Below are 16,626 nucleotides of genomic sequence, written 5' to 3' on the forward strand. Positions count from 1 at the left end.
CGCCCGGCTGCCCTCCGAGCCAAGTGAGCCCAAACTGACCTGGCGCACGGCTCGGGCCTCAGCCGCCCACTACAATTCAGTCAGGAACCAATAACGACATTGGCGGACGGTGCTGATGGTGTGGCGAATCGGCTTTTTCTGTTGGAAGCCCGTGCGGCTCCGGAGGGCACGTTGCCCCTGGGGCTGGCTTGGCCTGTTGGGGCTGCTGCTCTGGCCGGCGGCCCAGGCGGCGGAGCCCAAGGTGGTCTGTTCCAGCATCTCGCCCTTTGCCTTCGAGCAGCAGGGTGGCTATCGCGGCTATGCCTTCGAGCTGGGGCAGGAGGTGATGCGCCGGCTGGGCTATCGGGGGCAGATACGGGTGCAGCCCCTGGCGCGGGCCAATCGCACCGTGCAGAGTGAGGCCAATGTCATCGGCCTGTGGGTGGGGCGCATCCCGGAGCGGGAGCAGACGGTGCGCTGGCTCCACCCCATCATCCGGGATGATTTCAGCATCTATACCCTCAAGGGCCGGCCTGGTGCCGCCACCCTGGAGGAGGCCAAGGCCCTGCCCCTGTTAGGCGCCAATATTGGCGCCGCCAACGCCATCGCCGCCCAGCGCCAGGGCCTCACGCGGTTGGAGCTGATCAACTCGGACGATGCCAACGGCCGCAAGCTGATGACCGGCCGCATCCAGGGCTGGATCTCCTCCCACTCGGCGGTGAACTTCTTTATCCGGCTGCATGGCCTGCCGGACAATCCCTTCGTCAAGGGGGTCAAGCTCAGCGACTATCAGGCCTGGGTGGCCGCCTCCTTGAACACGGATCCCGCCATCCTCGACCAATGGCAGACCACGCTGGCGGCCATGGAGGCCGACGGCAGCCTGCAGCGGCTGGCGGAAGCGTACGGGATACAGCGCTGAAGGGCGACTAGTCCACCAGCGTTATGCCCAGCCCATCCAGCAGGCTCAGGGCCTCGAAGCGACTGAAGCGAGCCCCCTGCAGGCGGTTTTCCAAGGGGTTGAGGTGATAATCCTGCGCCTCGGAAAAGTCGGCCTCCCGCAGGTCGGTACGACCAAACAGGGCGCCGGCAAGGTCACAGCCCTGGCAGTCTGCCCGCCGCAGATCCGCCTCCCGCAGATCCGCCCCACGCAACCGGCTGCCGCGCAGCACCAGGTCGGGCAGGATCAGGCCGAAGAAGTTTCCCTCATCCAGCAGGCAATCCTGCAAACTGATAGGTGCGGCCAATGCGGGGCTGGGCCAGGCGGGTAGAGTCCAGTCCACACCCAGCAGCTTGCATCCCTGAAACCGCACCTGCTGCAACCGGCTGGCCGGCCAGGCAACCAGGCTCAGATTGCAGTCGGTGAACTGGCAATCGATAAACTGACAGCGACGAAACACCGCCTGGGTGAAGTCGCCACCCAGAAAACGGCAAGACTCGAACACCCGCCCCTCCCAACGAGAGCCTGCCACTGATAAAGCGGCAAAGGTCTGGTCGACACAGGGTTCCGAGTTACGGATGACATCATGCATGGACAGGTCTCCAGACAAATCTGACTAGCCCTTATCCGTCTCACCGTAGGGGTAACGGGTATGGCCGAAACGGATCACCAGTATCGCCAGGGCCACCACCAGGATGGCGCCGGCCAGTCCCAGCATGCGCCAGGTATCCAGGTTCTTCATGTCCAGGGCCATGTAGCGGGCCAAGGCGACGATGACGATGTACAGCGGCATACGCACCGGCAGACGGCCTGACTTGAGGTAGAGGCCCACCATGGCCAGCACCTCCAGGTAGATGAACAGCAGCAGCAGATCCGCCAGGGAGACATGGCGGTTGAGGATCACGGTCCACACCTCCTGGCCCATGGCGATCACCGTCAGCAGGCCCACCAGCAGCAGCCCCACATCCTCCACCAGGCCCAGCGCCCGATTCCCCACCCCTTTCAGCACACTCATAGCCAGACTCCTTGTCACCGCACCCCGGTGAAGATGTGACTATCATCGCAAAACTTTCCGGCCTTGGGCAGCCCGACGCTGGCGCCGCTAGCCGTCTGCCCCTCGACCGCCAGACGATTCCGCGCTTTACTGTGCCGTCGCTGTGGTGTGGACGAGGTGGTTATGCTGGCAATGGGGGCGGTGTTTCGTTCGTTGCGAACCCGCAATTATCGCATCTGGGCGGCGGGCGCCCTGGTCTCCAACATAGGCACCTGGATGCAGCGGGCGGCCCAGGACTGGCTGGTGCTGACCCAGCTGACGGAGCAAAACGCCGCCGCCGTGGGCATGGTGATGGCGCTGCAGTTCGGCCCCCAGCTGCTGCTGTTGCCCTGGACCGGCCTGGTGGCGGATCGCCTGCCGCTGCGCAAGGTGCTGCTGTGGACCCAGACCATCTCGGGCCTGCTGGCCCTGGGGCTGGGGATCCTGACCCTGGGGGGCTGGGTGCAGCTGTGGCAGGTCTACCTGTTTGCCGCCCTGCTGGGTTGCTCGGCGGCCTTCGATGCCCCGGCCCGGCAGATCTTCGTGGCGGAGCTGGTGAGCGAGGCGGAGCTGCCCAACGCCGTCTCCCTCAACGCCACCTCCTTCAACCTGGCGCGCCTCGTCGGCCCGGCGGTGGCGGGTCTGGTGATCGCCACCCTGGGCACCGGCTGGGCCTTCGTGGTCAACGGCCTCTCCTTTGTCGCCGTGCTGGCCGCCCTGCTCTGCCTGCGCACCGCCGATCTACACCTGCAACCCAGGGCAGGTCGCCGGCCCGGCGCCCTGCTGGAGGGGCTGCGCCTGGTGTGGCAACGCCCGGACTTGCGCGCCATGGCCATCATGCTGTTCCTGCTGGGCACCTTCGGCCTCAACTTTCCCATCTTCATCTCCACCATGGCGGTACAGGCCTTCCACGCCGATGCCAAGGGCTATGGCCTGCTCTCCTCCATCATGGCGGTGGGCACCGTCAGCGGCGCCCTGTTGGCGGCCGGTCGCCAGTAGCTGCACTTTAAGCTGCTGATCCAGGCGGCGCTGGCCTTCTGCGTCGGCACCCTGCTGGCGGCCCTGGCCCCCGGCTACGGGTGGTTTGCCCTGCTGCTGGTTCCCATCGGCATGGCGGCCCTCACCTTCGCCAACACCACCAACAGCCTGATGCAACTCACCACGGCCCCCGCCCTGCGCGGCCGGGTGATGGCCATCCGCATGGCGATCCTCATGGGCTGCACCCCGCTGGGCGCGCCCCTGCTGGGGTTGGTGGCCAATCACTTCGGCCCCCGCTGGGCCCTGGGGGTGGCGGCGCTCTCGGGTCTACTGGCCGCCCTGGTGGGCTGGCGTTACCTGCGCCAGTTGGCCAGGTCACCCGCCGCGCAGCAGGCCCCCCTCACCCCTCGGCCGCAGGATCCCTAGCTGTGTAAACCCACCTAGCCGGTCACCGCACCAGAAAAGAAAAGGGCCGCATTCGCGGCCCTTTGCATCTCTGGATGGCTCAAGCACAGACGCCGGACGGCGCCAGGAACAGGCGGAATACCGGATCGTCGGAGACGTCGCGGTAGACATAGCCCAGCTCCTCCAGGTGACGGTGGAAGGCATCCTCGTCCGCCGGCGCCAGCTCGAAGGCGCACAGCACCCGACCATACTCGGCGCCGTGGTTGCGATAGTGGAACAGGGAGATGTTCCACAGGGTGCCCAGGGTCTGCAGGAAGCGCAGCAAGGCGCCAGGCTGCTCGGGGAACTCGAAGCTGTAGAGCCGCTCGCTCAGAGGCTGGCAGGGCCGGCCGCCCACCATGTAACGCACATGGTTCTTGGCCAGCTCGTTGTCGGTCATGTTCACCACGCCGTAACCGCCGGCCTGCAGCTCCTCGATGATCTGCCTGAGCTCTTCGCTGCCCCGAGACAGACGCACCGACACGAAGATGGTGGCCTGTTCGGCGGCGGAGAAGCGGTAGTTGAACTCGGTGACCATGCGGGCCCCCAGCTGCTGGCAGAAGGCCAGGAAGGCCCCCTTGCGCTCGGGGATGGTCACCGCCAGCATACCTTCGCGCTTCTCCCCCAGCTCGCAGCGTTCGGAGACGTAGCGCAGGCTGTGGAAGTTGACGTTGGCACCGGACAGGATGGCCGCCATGCGCCCGCCGGTCACCTGCCGCTCCTCGGCATACTTCTTGAGCCCGGCCAGGGAGAGGGCGCCGGAGGGCTCGGCGATGGCCCGGGTGTCCTCGAAGATGTCCTTCAGGGCGGCACAGATCTCGTCATTGCTGACGGTGATCACCTCGTCCAGGTACTCGCGGCAGACCCGGAAGGTCTCGTCGCCGATGCGCTTGACCGCCACGCCGTCGGCAAACAGGGAGACCCGCGCCAGGTTCACCGGCTCGCCGGCTTCCCAGGCAGCCTGCAGGCAGGCGGAACCCTCGGCTTCCACGCCGATCAGCTTGATGTGGGGCAACAGCTGGCGGATGTAGACCGCCACCCCGGCGGCCAGGCCGCCGCCGCCCACCGGCAGGAACACATGGGTCAGGCGGGTGTCCTGCTCCAGCAGCTCCCGACCTATGGTGCCCTGCCCGGCGATGACGTCGGCGTCATCGAACGGCGGTATCAGGGTGAAGCCCTTCTCGGTGGCCAGCCGCCGGCTCTCGGCGTAGGCCTCGTCGAAGTTGTTGCCATGCAGCAGCACGTTGCCGCCCATGCGGCGCACCGCCTCCACCTTGATGTCCGGGGTGGACAGGGGCATGACGATGGTGGCCGGTATGTTCAGCTTGATGCCGGACAGGGCCACCCCTTGGGCATGGTTGCCGGCGGAGGCGGCGATGACCCCCTTGGCCTTCTGCTCGGCGGTGAGGCCGGCAATCTTGTTGTAGGCCCCCCGCAGCTTGAAGGAGTGCACCGGCTGCATGTCCTCGCGCTTGAGCAGCACAGTGTTGCCCAGCCGATCCGACAGGCGCTTGAGCGGTTGCAACGGGGTGACCTTGGCCACCTCGTAGACGGGCGACAAGAGTACCTTGCGCAGGTACTCCGCCGCCGTGGGTTGCTCGGCCATGGCGTTAGCCCTCCAGCTTGCTGCGATCCCGCACGGCGCCCTTGTCGGCACTGGTGGCCAGCATGGCGTAGGCCTTCAGCGCCAGGGAGACCTGACGTTCCCGATCCGGCTTCCAGCCGGCAACATCCTTGGCCTGGCGGCGCTCGGCCAGCACGGCGTCGCTCACCTTGAGCTCGATGCGGCGCTCAGGGATGTTGATGGCGATGGGATCACCGGTTTCCACCAGACCTATGGTGCCGCCGGCCGCCGCCTCGGGGGAGACGTGACCGATGGAGAGGCCGGAGGTGCCGCCGGAGAAGCGACCGTCGGTGATCAGGGCACAGGCCTTACCCAGGCCCATGGATTTCAGGTAGGAGGTGGGATAGAGCATCTCCTGCATGCCGGGGCCGCCCTTGGGCCCTTCGTAGCGGATCACCACCACATCGCCGGCCACCACTTCGCCCTTGAGGATGCCCGCCACGGCGGCGTCCTGGCTCTCGTAGACCCGGGCCTGGCCGTCGAACACCAGGCAGGACTCATCCACCCCGGCGGTCTTCACGATGCAGCCGTTCTCGGCCAGGTTGCCGAACAGTACCGCCAGACCACCGTCCTGGCTGTAGGCGTGCGCCTTGGCGCGGATGCAGCCCTCCTTGCGGTCCACATCCAGATCCGGCCAGCGGCAATCCTGGCTGAAGGCCTGGGTGGTGCGGATACCGGCGGGGCCGGCGCGGTAGAAGTCCTTCACCAGGGTGGAGGCACCACGGGTCACGTCATAGGCTTCCAGCAGTTCGAGCAGGGAGAGGCCCAGCACGTTGCGCACCTCGGTGTTCAGCAGGCCGGCACGCTCCAGTTCCCCCAGGATGCCCACCACGCCACCGGCGCGGTGCACGTCTTCCATGTGGTACTTCTGGGTGGACGGCGCCACCTTGCACAGGTGCGGCACCTTGCGGGACAGACGATCGATGTCGTCCATGGTGAAGTCCACCTCGGCTTCCTGGGCGGCGGCCAGCAGGTGCAGCACCGTATTGGTGGAACCGCCCATGGCGATGTCCAGGGTCATGGCGTTTTCGAAGGCGGCCTTGGTGGCGATGTTGCGCGGCAGGGCGCTCTCATCGTTCTGCTCGTAGTAGCGCTTGGCCAGCTCGACGATGCGGCGGCCGGCATTCTTGAACAGCAGCTCGCGATCGGCGTGGGTGGCCAGCAAAGAGCCATTGCCCGGCTGGGACAGGCCCAGGGCCTCGGTGAGGCAGTTCATGGAGTTGGCGGTGAACATGCCGGAGCAGGAACCGCAGGTGGGGCAGGCGCTGCGTTCCACCTCGGCGGTGTCCTCGTCGCTCACCTTGCTGTCGGCGGCCATCACCATGGCGTCCACCAGATCCAGCTTGATCAGCTGGTCGGAGAGCTTGGTCTTGCCGGCTTCCATCGGGCCGCCGGAGACGAAGATCACCGGGATGTTCAGGCGCAGGGCGGCCATCATCATGCCGGGGGTGATCTTGTCGCAGTTGGAGATGCAGACCATGGCGTCGGCGCAGTGGGCGTTGACCATGTACTCGACGGAGTCGGCGATCAGCTCCCGGCTGGGCAGGGAGTAGAGCATGCCGCCGTGACCCATGGCGATGCCGTCATCCACGGCTATGGTGTTGAATTCCTTGGCCACGCCACCGGCGGCTTCGATCTCCCGGGCCACCAGCTGGCCCAGATCCTTGAGGTGCACGTGACCGGGCACGAACTGGGTGAAGGAGTTGACCACGGCGATGATGGGCTTGCCGAAATCGGCATCCGTCATGCCGGTGGCACGCCACAGGGCGCGAGCACCGGCCATGTTGCGGCCCTGGGTGGTGGTGGCGGAACGGTACTTGGGCATCTTGGGCTCCCTTTAATCCTTTGATGAAAAACACAGGAGGCGCCCTGGCGCCTCCTCATCCATATGGTTAGTCGTTGACCGGTGTCAGCCAGCCCCACTTGTCCTGGGTCTCGCCGTTGAACAGACCGAAGAAGGCCTTCTGGATCTGCTCCGTGATGGGGCCGCGGCAGCCGGCACCCACCTGGATCTGATCCACGGAGCGCACCGGGGTCACTTCGGCGGCGGTGCCGGTCATGAAGATTTCGTCCGCCAGGTAGAGGGCCTCGCGGGGCAGGGCCTCCTCCTTCACCGTCAGGCCCATGTCCCGGGCCAGGGTGATGATGGTATCCCGGGTGATGCCGGGCAGGATGGCGGAGGTGGCCGGGGTGGTGTGCAGCACGCCGTTCTTCACCAGGAAGATGTTCTCGCCGGCCCCTTCACTCAGGTAGCCGTTGACGTCCAGGGCGATGCCTTCCACATAGCCGTGGCGCTTGGCTTCCCGGGAGATCAGCTGGGACGAGAGGTAGTTGCCGCCGGCCTTGGCGCCGGTGGGTATGGTATTGGGTGCCAGACGATTCCAGGAGGAGACCGCCACGTCCACGCCGTTCTTCAGCCCCTCTTCGCCCAGGTAGGCTCCCCAGGGCAGGGCGCCGATCATCACGTCGGTGTGGGCGTCCTTGGGCGGATGCAGCCCCAGGCCCACGTTGCCGACGAAGGCCAGCGGACGCAGGTAACCGGACTTGAGATCGTTCTCCCGCACTATGACGCGGCAGGCTTCACAGATCTGCTCCTGGCTGTAGGGCATGGCCATCCAGTAGATCTTGGCGGAGTCGAACAGGCGCTGGATGTGTTCCTTCAGGCGGAAGATGGCCGGGCCCTTGGGGGTGTCGTAGGCGCGGATGCCTTCGAACACGGAGGAACCATAATGCAGGGCGTGGGTCATGACGTGAACCTGAGCCTTGTCCCATTCGACCAGCTCGCCGTTGAACCAGATGTACTTGGTAGTCTGTGCCATTGTCACTTCTTCCTTCTTAAGCCCGAATTTGGAGAGATTGGGGGGCGGCGGCCTGGGCCAGCTCGCGGGCCTCCACATGGGTAACGTCCACCAGCTTGTCCAGCTGGCTGAATAACAGGTGGGCGGGCCGTTCGCTCGCCACCGTCAGGGTGATCTGCAACTGCTTGCTGTCGCTCTTGCTTTCCATCTGGCAGCCCTGCAGGGCGAAGCCCCGGTGGCGCACCACCCGCAGCACGCGCTCCATCACTTCGGGGCGGCTCTGGGTCAGGATCTTGAACTGGTGCTGCTTCATGCTTTTGCCTCCAACATCTGCTGGTTGGCCGCGCCGGGGGGTACCAGGGGCCAGACATTCTCTTCCGGACAAATGGCCACGTGCAACAGGTAGGCACCCGGGCAGGCCAACATTCTTGCGATGGCCGGAGCCACCTCTTCCTTGCGGTGTATGGTCTCACCGGCGATGCCGAAGGCGGCCGCCAGGGCGACGAAATCAGGGTTGTCGGTCAGCAGGGTCTCGGAGAAGCGGCCGTCGAAGAACAGCTCCTGCCACTGGCGGACCATGCCCAGCCGCTGGTTGTCCAGCAGCACCATCTTCACCGGCAGCTGGGCACGCTTGAGGGTACCCAGCTCCTGCACGTTCATCATGAAGGAGCCGTCGCCGCTCACCAGCACCACCTCGTCCTCGGGACGGGCCAGCTTGGCGCCCACGGCGGCGGGCAGGCCGAAGCCCATGGTGCCCAGGCCCGAGCTGGAGATGTGCTGGCTGGGGTGGGCGAAGCGCATGTGCTGGGCCACCCACATCTGGTGCTGACCCACGTCGCAGGTGACCACCGCCTGCTCGGGCAGGGCGTCACTCAGGTGACGCAACAGCGCAGGCGCGTAGATGGCATCGCCGGGGTGGGCGTAATCCCAGGCAAAGTCGCGAGCCATGGCGGCGCAGTGCGCCTGCCAGTCGGCGATGGTCAGCGGCTGGGCCAGGGCCGGCAGCAGGGTCTTGAGATCGCCGGCCAGGGCCACCTCGGGGGTACGGCGCTTGCCCAGCTCGGCGGCGTCGATGTCCAGGTGGATCACCTTGGCATGGGGGGCGAAGGTATCCAGCTTGCCGGTGACGCGATCGTCGAAGCGGGCACCCACCACCAGCAGCAGATCGCACTCCTGCACCGCCAGGTTGGCCGCCTTGCTGCCGTGCATGCCCAGCATGCCGAGAAACTGCGGGCAATGAGGATCCAGGGTGCCTATGCCCTTCAAGGTGGTGACCGACGGCAGGCCGGTCTGGCTGGCGAAGGCGCGCAGCTCGTCCACCGCATCGGCCAGCACCACGCCGCCGCCCACGTAGAGCACCGGCTTGCCGGCCTGGGCCAGCAGGGCACGGGCGGAGGCCAGATCAGCGGCCTCGGGCTCGGGGCACTGGCTCACCAGGTGCACAGGCGCCGTGGGCTCCGCCGCCATCATCTGGATGTCCTTGGGCACATCAACCAGTACCGGGCCCGGGCGACCCTCCTGGGCGATGCGGAAAGCCTCGGCCAACACCTGACCCAGCTCGGCCGGATCCTGTACCAGGAAGGAGTGCTTGGTACAGGCCAGCGACAGGCCCAGCACATCGATCTCCTGGAAGGCATCGGTGCCGATGAAGTCGCGTCCCACCTGACCCGTGATGGCCACCACGGGCACAGAGTCCAGCAGGGCATCCGCCAGACCGGTGATCAGGTTGGTGGCGCCGGGGCCTGAGGTGGCGATGCAGACGCCCACCTGACCGCTGGCCCGGGCGTAGCCGATGGCCGCCATGGCGGCGCCCTGCTCGTGCCGACACAGCTGGTGGGGGATGCCGCCGTCATACAGGGCATCGTAGACCGGCATGATGGCGCCTCCCGGGTAGCCAAACACCTGGCTGACCCCCTGTTGGTGGAGTGCGTTCACTATGTATTGCGCGCCGTTCATGCTGTGCTTCCTTGTACTGCGAAAATAAAAAAACCCCCGAGCGTCTGGGCGGCTCGGGGGTTTCTATCTGGTTTTGGTTGAGTCTAGCTCTTCCGTCAGCCTGCGAGTCCCCGAGCGGTGGGAATAATCACCACCACTAGGCGCACGATAATAATGCTGACAACGCTGATAACCGGATGCATGACTCAACCACTTGATTCGGATCGCGGCGGCCTCGCCGCGGGTGGCCTACATAACTAGCACAGGCTATTTTTTAACACAAGCGCTTTTCTGATTAGCTTGTGCTGCCGGCGGCCGCTCAGACTCATCGAAATAAGAATATATAACCACATAAACATTCATCATTAGAATTAGAAACCAAACAAGGACGAGATAATGTCATTAGCTGTCGTTTTTAGCCGAGCGGCCCTGGGGATCGACGCGCCGGAGATCGCCGTGGAGGTTCACCTCTCCAATGGCCTGCCGGCCTTCCATATCGTGGGCCTGCCGGAGGCCTCGGTGAAGGAGGCGCGGGAGCGGGTGCGCAGCGCCCTGCTCAACGCCAACTTCGAATTCCCGGCCAAGCGCATCACGGTCAACCTGGCACCGGCGGATCTGCCCAAGGAGGGCGGGCGCTTCGATCTGGCCATCGCCGTGGGCATACTGGCCGCCTCGGATCAACTGCCCAGCCAGTCACTGACCCAGCTGGAGTTTCTCGGCGAGCTGGCCCTCACCGGTGAGGTGCGACCCATTATCGGGGCCCTGCCCGCCATACTGGCCGCCCGCAAGGCCGGCCGGCAGCTGATCCTGCCGGAGGCCAACGGCGAGGAGGCCAGCCTGCTGCCCGAGGCGCAGGTGCACACCTGCCGCCACCTACTCCAGCTCTGCGCCGCCTTGAGTGGCGGTACGCCCCTGCCCCGCCCCCAGGCCGCCGCCGAGCTGCCCCTGGCGGCCTACCGCGGTGATCTGCAGGATGTCATCGGCCAGCAGGTGGGTAAGCGGGCGTTGGAGATCGCCGCCAGTGGTCAGCATCACCTGCTGCTCATCGGCCCGCCCGGCACCGGCAAGAGCATGCTGGCCAGCCGGCTGGCGGGACTGCTGCCGCCGCTGAACGAAGACGAGGCTCAGCAGACCGCCGCCATCCACTCCATCGGCGGCCTGATGCCCGATCACCACGCCTGGCGGCAGCGCCCCTACCGCGCGCCCCACCACACCGCCTCGGCGGTGGCCCTGGTGGGCGGCGGCAGCCAGCCCAAGCCTGGGGAGATCTCCCTGGCCCACAACGGCATCCTGTTTCTCGATGAGCTGACGGAGTTCGAGCGCAAGGTGCTGGACAGCCTGCGGGAGCCGCTGGAGAGCGGCAACATCACCATCTCCCGCGCCAGCCGTCAGGTGGAGTTTCCGGCCCGGTTCCAGCTGGTGGCGGCCATGAACCCCAGCCCCTGCGGCCATGCCGAGGGGCCCCAGCGCCGGGCCAGCCCGGAGCAGATCTTGCGCTACCTGAGCAAGCTCTCCGGCCCGTTTTTAGATCGCTTCGATCTGGCGGTGGAGATACCACCCCTGCCGCCGGGCAGCCTGTCCCGTCCGGCAGAGCGGGGCGACAGCAGCGAACAGATCCGTGAGCGGGTGGCCCGCACCCGGGCCCTGCAGCTGCAGCGTGCCGGCAAGCTCAACGCCGAACTGGACAGCCGGGACCTGGATCATTACTGCCCGCTAAGCGAGAGCGACAGCCAGTTTCTGGAGAGTGCCATCCACAAGCTGGGGCTCTCCCTGCGGGCCTGGCACAAGATACTGCGGGTCGCCCGTACCCTGGCGGACATGGAGCAAAGTCCGCAGATCCGCCGGCAACACCTGGCCGAGGCCCTGGGCTACCGGGCCATGGACCGGCTGCTGCATCGGCTTAATCAGTCGGTCTGACCCTGTGCACTGTACCCATGGCCCCGCGCCGCCCGGCATCTCGCTCGGGCAGACTCGCATAATCGACCCGGCCGGCGGCCAGGCTCAACTTTCGCCCAGCGCCAACGCCAGTTCGGCCAGCTGCGTCTCGGCATAGACCTGGATGCCGTGGGCTCGCAGCAGGGCCGCCGTGACCCCTTCGCCGGCCACCCGCTGGCCGGCAAAGGTGCCGTCATAGATCTGCTGGCTGCCGCAGGAGGGACTGCCCTCCTTGAGCAGCGCCAGGCGGATGCCTTGAGCCTGACATAGCTGCAAGGCCGCCTGGGCGCCGCAGGCAAAGGCCGCCGTCACATCCTCCCCCTGCACCGTCACCACCCGCGCCTCCTGCCGCTCCGCCGGCGCTCTGGGCACCGGCAGGCCACCGGCCAGTTCAGGGCAGACGCTCACCAGGCGCCCCTGCGCCTGCCAACGGGCCAAGCGAGGATCGGTCAGCCCCTTGCCCTGGCCGTCGTAGCGTACCGGCTGCCCCAGCAGGCAGGCACTGACCAAAATCTTCTTCATCCTTGGCTCCTTGAGTGCAAATAATGCAAAAGGGAGCCGCAGCTCCCTTGGTCTCGAGGCCTAAGCCCCTGGGTTGTTCCGCCTGGCGCGGCTTAGTCCGCCTTGCTCAGCAGGAACTTCACCAGCTGGTTGTACTCCTCCTGGCTCTTGAGCGACTCGCTCTTCACCAGGTATTTCCCGTTTACCACAGTACTGGGCACGCCGCGAATATTCAGGCTGGCGGTGTTGCGATCGTACTGGGCCACCTGGCCGGTGACGGCAAAGCTGTCGATGGCACCATCAAACTCTTCGGCCGTCACGCCGATCTGCTCGAAGATGGCCTTGACCGCGGCGCGATCCTTGGGCGGCTGACGCTTCACCTGGATGAGATCAAACAGGATGGGGGTGAGCTTGTCTTCCACCTTCAGCATGATGGCCAAGGCGTAGGCGCGTTGCAGCTCGGGCCCCATCTCCCGGCCCAGGAAGGAGACAGGATTGCGGACGAAGGCCACCTCGGCCGGCAGATCAGCCCGCAGGCTCTGCATGATGGGCTCGAACTGGTAACAGTGCGGACAGTAGTAAGAGAAAAACTCCATCACCTCGGGCTTGGCCGTGCCGGTCTGCCGCAGCACGTCATAGTTCACACCCTCTTTGAACAGAGGCGCGGCCTGGGTGAGCGGTGCCAGCAGCATCGCCAGACAGATCAATATGATTTTCTTCATCTTATTTCCTACCAGTGGGATACGGATTACCGGCTGTCCGCCGGGCCAAGACAGCCTATTCACCTAGAGGCCGAACGTCAACGAGATTGGCGGTGCCGCCAGCGCGCGCTCCTGTTCCGCCAGCTGCTGCAGCTGCTGCAGCCAGAAGGCCTCGGTGGCAAACCAGGGAAACGCCGCCGGGAAGGCCGGATCGGCCCAACGGCGCGCCAGCCAGGCCAGGTGCTGGATCTGGCGCTGGGTGCGCAGCGGCTCGATCAGCGCCAGCTGGCGATGGTCGAATTCGGCAAACTCCTCATAACCGGCCAGCAGGGTATCCAGCTGCAGACGCTGCTCGGCCTGATCGCCGCTGAGCAGCAGCCAGAGGTCCTGCACCGCCGGCCCGGTGAGACAGTCATCCAGATCCACAAACAGGGGGCCATCCCGCCACAGAATATTGCCCAGATGGCAGTCGCCATGCAGCGCCAGCGGTGCCCAGTCCGTCTGCCAGCGCTCGCCCACCTGCCGCACCAGGCGTGCCAGCTGCGGGCGCAACTGCTCCGCCAGGCCCATCGGCCAGGGCACGGCAGCCTCCAACTGCGCCAGGGCCAGAGGCAGGCTCTGGCGCGGATCCAGCCGGGGTCGCGCCTGCAGCTGAAAACGACTGGCGGCCGCATGCCAGCGGCCCAGCTGATGGCCTACCGCCTCCAGCTGATCCAGGTTATCCGGCTCCAGGTGACGGCCACCCAGGCTGGGCCAGAGGGCAAACCAGTAGTCGCCATGGCGATGCAAGGTAGCTCCATCCTGCGACAGCGGCACCGCGACCGGCACCTCCTCCTCCGCCAAAAACGCGGCCAGGGCATGCTCCTCCCGGATCTGCTCGGCCGTCCAGCGCTCGGGGCGATAGAACTTGACCACCAGACGCTCGCCCGTCTCGTTACGGAACTGATAGACCCGGTTCTCGTAACTGTTGAGCGGCAACAGGCCGCTGTCGGGGTAGAGCCCCACACCGGCCAGGGCGTCGAGCATCAGATCCGGGGTCAACTGTTGGAAGTGAAACTGGCTCACTGAGGCTCCTGTATCGGGGGGAATACGACGGCGACGCCGTCATGCACAGCCTCAGGGCTTGATGCCGCGGGCCTTGAGCAGGGCTTCCTTGAAGTCCGGCACATGATCCTTGGCCAGGCCGGGGATCATCTCGTTATTCTGCTTGTCGCGCATCTTCAGCTGATAGATGAGCACATCGTCGGTCAGCTCGCTCAGGGGGCGATCGAAGCCGGCCTCATCGGCCAATTTTTGCAGCATCTGCAGCAGGTTCAGATCCTGGTCCTTGATCCAGGCCGGTTGCAACAACTCCAACAGCTCTTCAATACGATGACATTGCATAATCTTCTCCTGTGTCTTGGGTCTTGGGCTTCAGGCCACACTGATACGGTTACGCCCGGCCGACTTGGCACGGTACAGGGCGCCATCCGCCCGGGCAATCAGGCTGGAGGCCGGATCGCCCGGATGGGGATACAGGGTCGCCACCCCCAGGCTGACGGTGACCACCTCGGCCGCGGCGGAGCCGGCATGGGGAATCGCCTGGTGCGCCAGCCACTCCCGCAATTGATTGGCCAGGGCCAACGCCCCCGCCTCGGCGGTAAAGGGCAGCAGCAGAACGAATTCCTCGCCGCCATAGCGGGCCGCCAGGTCATCGTCACGCCGCGGAATACGCGCCAGACCATGGGCCAACTTGCGCAGACAGTCATCCCCGGCCAGATGGCCATAGTAGTCGTTATATTGCTTAAAGAAATCCACATCCACCAGGATCAGGGAGATGGGTGCCTGAGTGCGACAGCAGCGGCGCCAGGCGGCGGTGAGGGAGAGGTCAAAGCAACTGCGATTGGCCAGTCCGGTGAGACCGTCGCGCTGGGAGGCCAGCCGCAATTCATCGCTCTGCTGGCGCAACACCTGGGCCAGCTTGGCATTGTTGAACCTGTGATAGAGGGATTCCAGCTGCCAATGAGAGAGACGGCGCATGGCCAGCATCAAGGTGAGCACAAACACCGCCACCGAGATCAGTCCCCACAAGGGTTCAGATGCCAGCTCCAGCAGCAGGCTCAGGACGATGGGCATGAGGGCACCATAGACACAGCGACGGCTGCTTAGCAGCGAGACGCAGGATTCGGCCATGACGAGACAGGAGAGCAGGATCAAGATGCCGCGCTGGGTATCACCGGTCTGGCTCATGTGCATCAAGAGCCCCATCCCCCACAGAATGGAGGTAGAGGTCACCCCAACAAAATACTCGTACTCCAACCAGTTCAGGGAGGGGTGACGGGTCTTGTGGCGCCAGATGAGATGCCAGCCACGCAGCACCAGAGCAACCAGCATGGCGGTCAACCAGCCCAGCAAACCATTGGCATCCACCTGTCCCACCAACAGGCAGCCGGCAATCACCGTCAGCACCAGCATCAGGATCAGAGAATAGAAGCCATTGTCGTACAGGTAGGAGATCAGCTCCTGTTTGACCTTGGTGATGACTTGCTCGTTGACCTGCATGGCCGCCCTAGCGCGTTGACATCATCAGATGATCCCACTGACTGGTGAGATCCCGTAGCGCCTGGGGGCTACGGCGTCGAATGGTACAACCGCGCCGCAACCAGCCCAGCCACCACTGCAACAGGGTATCGGAGCGCCCCAGCAGGCGCGACGCCAGCACCACCCCTTTGAGCTGGCGCCGGGTAATCTTGGCCTCACCTGGCTGGCTCACCACTCGCTTGAGGGTCAAGGCCGCCATGCCGATGGCCCACAGGCAGAACTGCCGTATCCCCTGCTGCGAGACCGGCAGCCGGCAGGTGAAGTCCATGGCATCCTGCAGATGCCCCTGGGCTAACCCGGCCAGCTCATCCAGCAGACGCTGACAGCCGGCCTGATCCTGGCCCCACCCCTCCAGGGCCAGATCCAGTCCCTGGCGCAGCGCCAATTCACGGGGCAACCAGCAGACACCGCGCGCCCTATCATCGGCCATGTCCTTGAGGATGTTGGTCATCTGCAAGCCCTGACCAAACGAGACGCCCAAGGCCAACAGCTGATCGCGCTGCGGTAACAGCTCTGGACAATGCAAAATGAACAACTCCGCCAGCATCTCGCCCACCACACCGGCAACGAAATAGCAGTACTGATCCAGGGCGGCCAGATCCGGCAGCCCCTGTGAACAGTCCTGTTGCTGATAGCCGGCCATGCCCCGACTCATGATGGTGGCGCAACGAGCCAACACGGCTTGCACCTCGGTCGGATAACTGCGGTAACGCGCCAGAACGGCTGGTGTCAGTGCCATCAGCTCCTGTTCTGCCGCCGGTGTGGCCGAACTCAGTGCTCTGCAAGCCGCCGAGGTGAAATCAGCGGCAACACCTTGATCCGCTAACGCAACCAGGAACTGGCTCAACAGGATCTGCTTTTGCTGGCAATCGAGGGCGGGTTCGTCCTCCAGGGTGTCGACGATACGACACAGCAGATAGGCATTGCCCACATAGTCCTGCAGCGGCGCGGGTAACAGGGGAATGGTGAGGGCAAAACTGCGCGAAACCTGCGCAAGCAGATGTTGTTGCTGAGAAATGTCGATCATGAGCCGCCGCCTCAAGAGTTAAGCGGACAGTCTATCATCACAGGCGCCAGGATCCGAACCATGTCACTAGATACCGTCAAAGCCAGGCAAACACGGGCCCTTGGCAAAACAAAAAGCCCTTAGGTCAGATAACCTAAGGGCTCTATTTCAGTGG

General features: G+C 65.2%; 15 protein-coding genes and 1 pseudogene. 3 read left to right on the plus strand and 13 right to left on the minus strand.

Going from position 1 to position 16,626, the window contains the following annotated elements; translation table 11 throughout:
* Nucleotides 1–151 precede the first annotated feature (151 nt).
* On the plus strand, nt 152–898 hold the full coding sequence (locus tag ABD847_RS16565; protein WP_345015037.1) for a substrate-binding periplasmic protein: 747 nt from the start codon (nt 152–154) through the stop codon (nt 896–898).
* 7 nt (nt 899–905) lie between these two features.
* Here ABD847_RS16565 and ABD847_RS16570 read toward each other — a convergent pair whose 3' ends face one another.
* Together ABD847_RS16570 and ABD847_RS16575 are read right to left on the minus strand one after the other, a co-directional pair.
* Nucleotides 906–1,508 (minus strand): pentapeptide repeat-containing protein, encoded by a 603-nt coding sequence (locus tag ABD847_RS16570; RefSeq protein WP_345015039.1) that lies wholly within the window; start codon nt 1,506–1,508, stop codon nt 906–908.
* A gap of 24 nt (nt 1,509–1,532) precedes the next feature.
* Nucleotides 1,533–1,931: a phosphate-starvation-inducible protein PsiE gene (locus ABD847_RS16575; protein WP_345015041.1), complete on the minus strand. Its 399-nt coding sequence runs from the start codon at nt 1,929–1,931 to the stop codon at nt 1,533–1,535.
* A gap of 171 nt (nt 1,932–2,102) precedes the next feature.
* Between ABD847_RS16575 and ABD847_RS16580 the strand changes: the two are divergent.
* Nucleotides 2,103–3,353 (plus strand): annotated as a pseudogene (locus ABD847_RS16580) (MFS transporter).
* A gap of 79 nt (nt 3,354–3,432) precedes the next feature.
* Here the strand turns inward: ABD847_RS16580 and ilvA are convergent.
* From ilvA to ilvG, 5 genes are all read right to left on the minus strand, one after another.
* Nucleotides 3,433–4,977 carry a threonine ammonia-lyase, biosynthetic gene (ilvA, locus tag ABD847_RS16585; protein ID WP_345015043.1) on the minus strand — a complete coding sequence of 515 codons (1,545 nt, stop codon included), beginning with the start codon at nt 4,975–4,977 and terminating at the stop codon, nt 3,433–3,435.
* A 4-nt stretch (nt 4,978–4,981) separates the two neighbouring features.
* Nucleotides 4,982–6,820, minus strand: a complete 1,839-nt coding sequence (gene ilvD / locus ABD847_RS16590; RefSeq protein WP_345015045.1) for a dihydroxy-acid dehydratase — start codon at nt 6,818–6,820, stop codon at nt 4,982–4,984.
* 67 nt (nt 6,821–6,887) lie between these two features.
* Nucleotides 6,888–7,814, minus strand: a complete 927-nt coding sequence (locus tag ABD847_RS16595) for a branched-chain amino acid transaminase (RefSeq protein ID WP_345015047.1) — start codon at nt 7,812–7,814, stop codon at nt 6,888–6,890.
* Between the two features lie 16 nt (nt 7,815–7,830).
* Nucleotides 7,831–8,106 (minus strand): acetolactate synthase 2 small subunit, encoded by a 276-nt coding sequence (gene ilvM / locus ABD847_RS16600; protein ID WP_345015049.1) that lies wholly within the window; start codon nt 8,104–8,106, stop codon nt 7,831–7,833.
* Nucleotides 8,103–9,749 carry an acetolactate synthase 2 catalytic subunit gene (gene ilvG / locus ABD847_RS16605; RefSeq protein ID WP_345015051.1) on the minus strand — a complete coding sequence of 549 codons (1,647 nt, stop codon included), beginning with the start codon at nt 9,747–9,749 and terminating at the stop codon, nt 8,103–8,105. Before ilvG ends, ilvM begins: the two co-directional genes overlap by 4 nt.
* Before the next feature lie 375 nt (nt 9,750–10,124).
* Between ilvG and ABD847_RS16610 the strand changes: the two genes are divergently transcribed.
* Nucleotides 10,125–11,645 carry a YifB family Mg chelatase-like AAA ATPase gene (locus ABD847_RS16610; protein ID WP_345015052.1) on the plus strand — a complete coding sequence of 507 codons (1,521 nt, stop codon included), beginning with the start codon at nt 10,125–10,127 and terminating at the stop codon, nt 11,643–11,645.
* A gap of 84 nt (nt 11,646–11,729) precedes the next feature.
* On the opposite strand, the gene ABD847_RS16615 is transcribed toward ABD847_RS16610, so the two are convergent.
* The 6 genes from ABD847_RS16615 to ABD847_RS16640 form a co-directional block, all read right to left on the minus strand.
* On the minus strand, nt 11,730–12,185 hold the full coding sequence (locus ABD847_RS16615; RefSeq protein WP_345015053.1) for a 2-thiouracil desulfurase family protein: 456 nt from the start codon (nt 12,183–12,185) through the stop codon (nt 11,730–11,732).
* A 92-nt stretch (nt 12,186–12,277) separates the two neighbouring features.
* Nucleotides 12,278–12,886 carry a DsbA family protein gene (locus ABD847_RS16620; RefSeq protein ID WP_345015055.1) on the minus strand — a complete coding sequence of 203 codons (609 nt, stop codon included), beginning with the start codon at nt 12,884–12,886 and terminating at the stop codon, nt 12,278–12,280.
* Nucleotides 12,887–12,949: 63 nt separating this feature from the next.
* A complete protein-coding gene (locus ABD847_RS16625) occupies nt 12,950–13,930 on the minus strand; it encodes a serine/threonine protein kinase (RefSeq protein ID WP_345015057.1) in 981 nt (326 codons plus the stop codon).
* Nucleotides 13,931–13,981: 51 nt separating this feature from the next.
* On the minus strand, nt 13,982–14,248 hold the full coding sequence (locus ABD847_RS16630) for a YihD family protein (RefSeq protein ID WP_345015059.1): 267 nt from the start codon (nt 14,246–14,248) through the stop codon (nt 13,982–13,984).
* A gap of 30 nt (nt 14,249–14,278) precedes the next feature.
* Entirely contained in the window at nt 14,279–15,406 is a 1,128-nt protein-coding gene (locus ABD847_RS16635; protein WP_345015061.1) for a GGDEF domain-containing protein, read from the minus strand.
* A gap of 7 nt (nt 15,407–15,413) precedes the next feature.
* Entirely contained in the window at nt 15,414–16,472 is a 1,059-nt protein-coding gene (locus ABD847_RS16640; protein ID WP_345015063.1) for a squalene/phytoene synthase family protein, read from the minus strand.
* Between the last annotated feature and the right edge of the window lie 154 nt (nt 16,473–16,626).

The sequence above is a fragment of the Pseudaeromonas paramecii genome (assembly GCF_039540575.1).
Lineage (GTDB): Bacteria > Pseudomonadota > Gammaproteobacteria > Enterobacterales > Aeromonadaceae > Pseudaeromonas > Pseudaeromonas paramecii.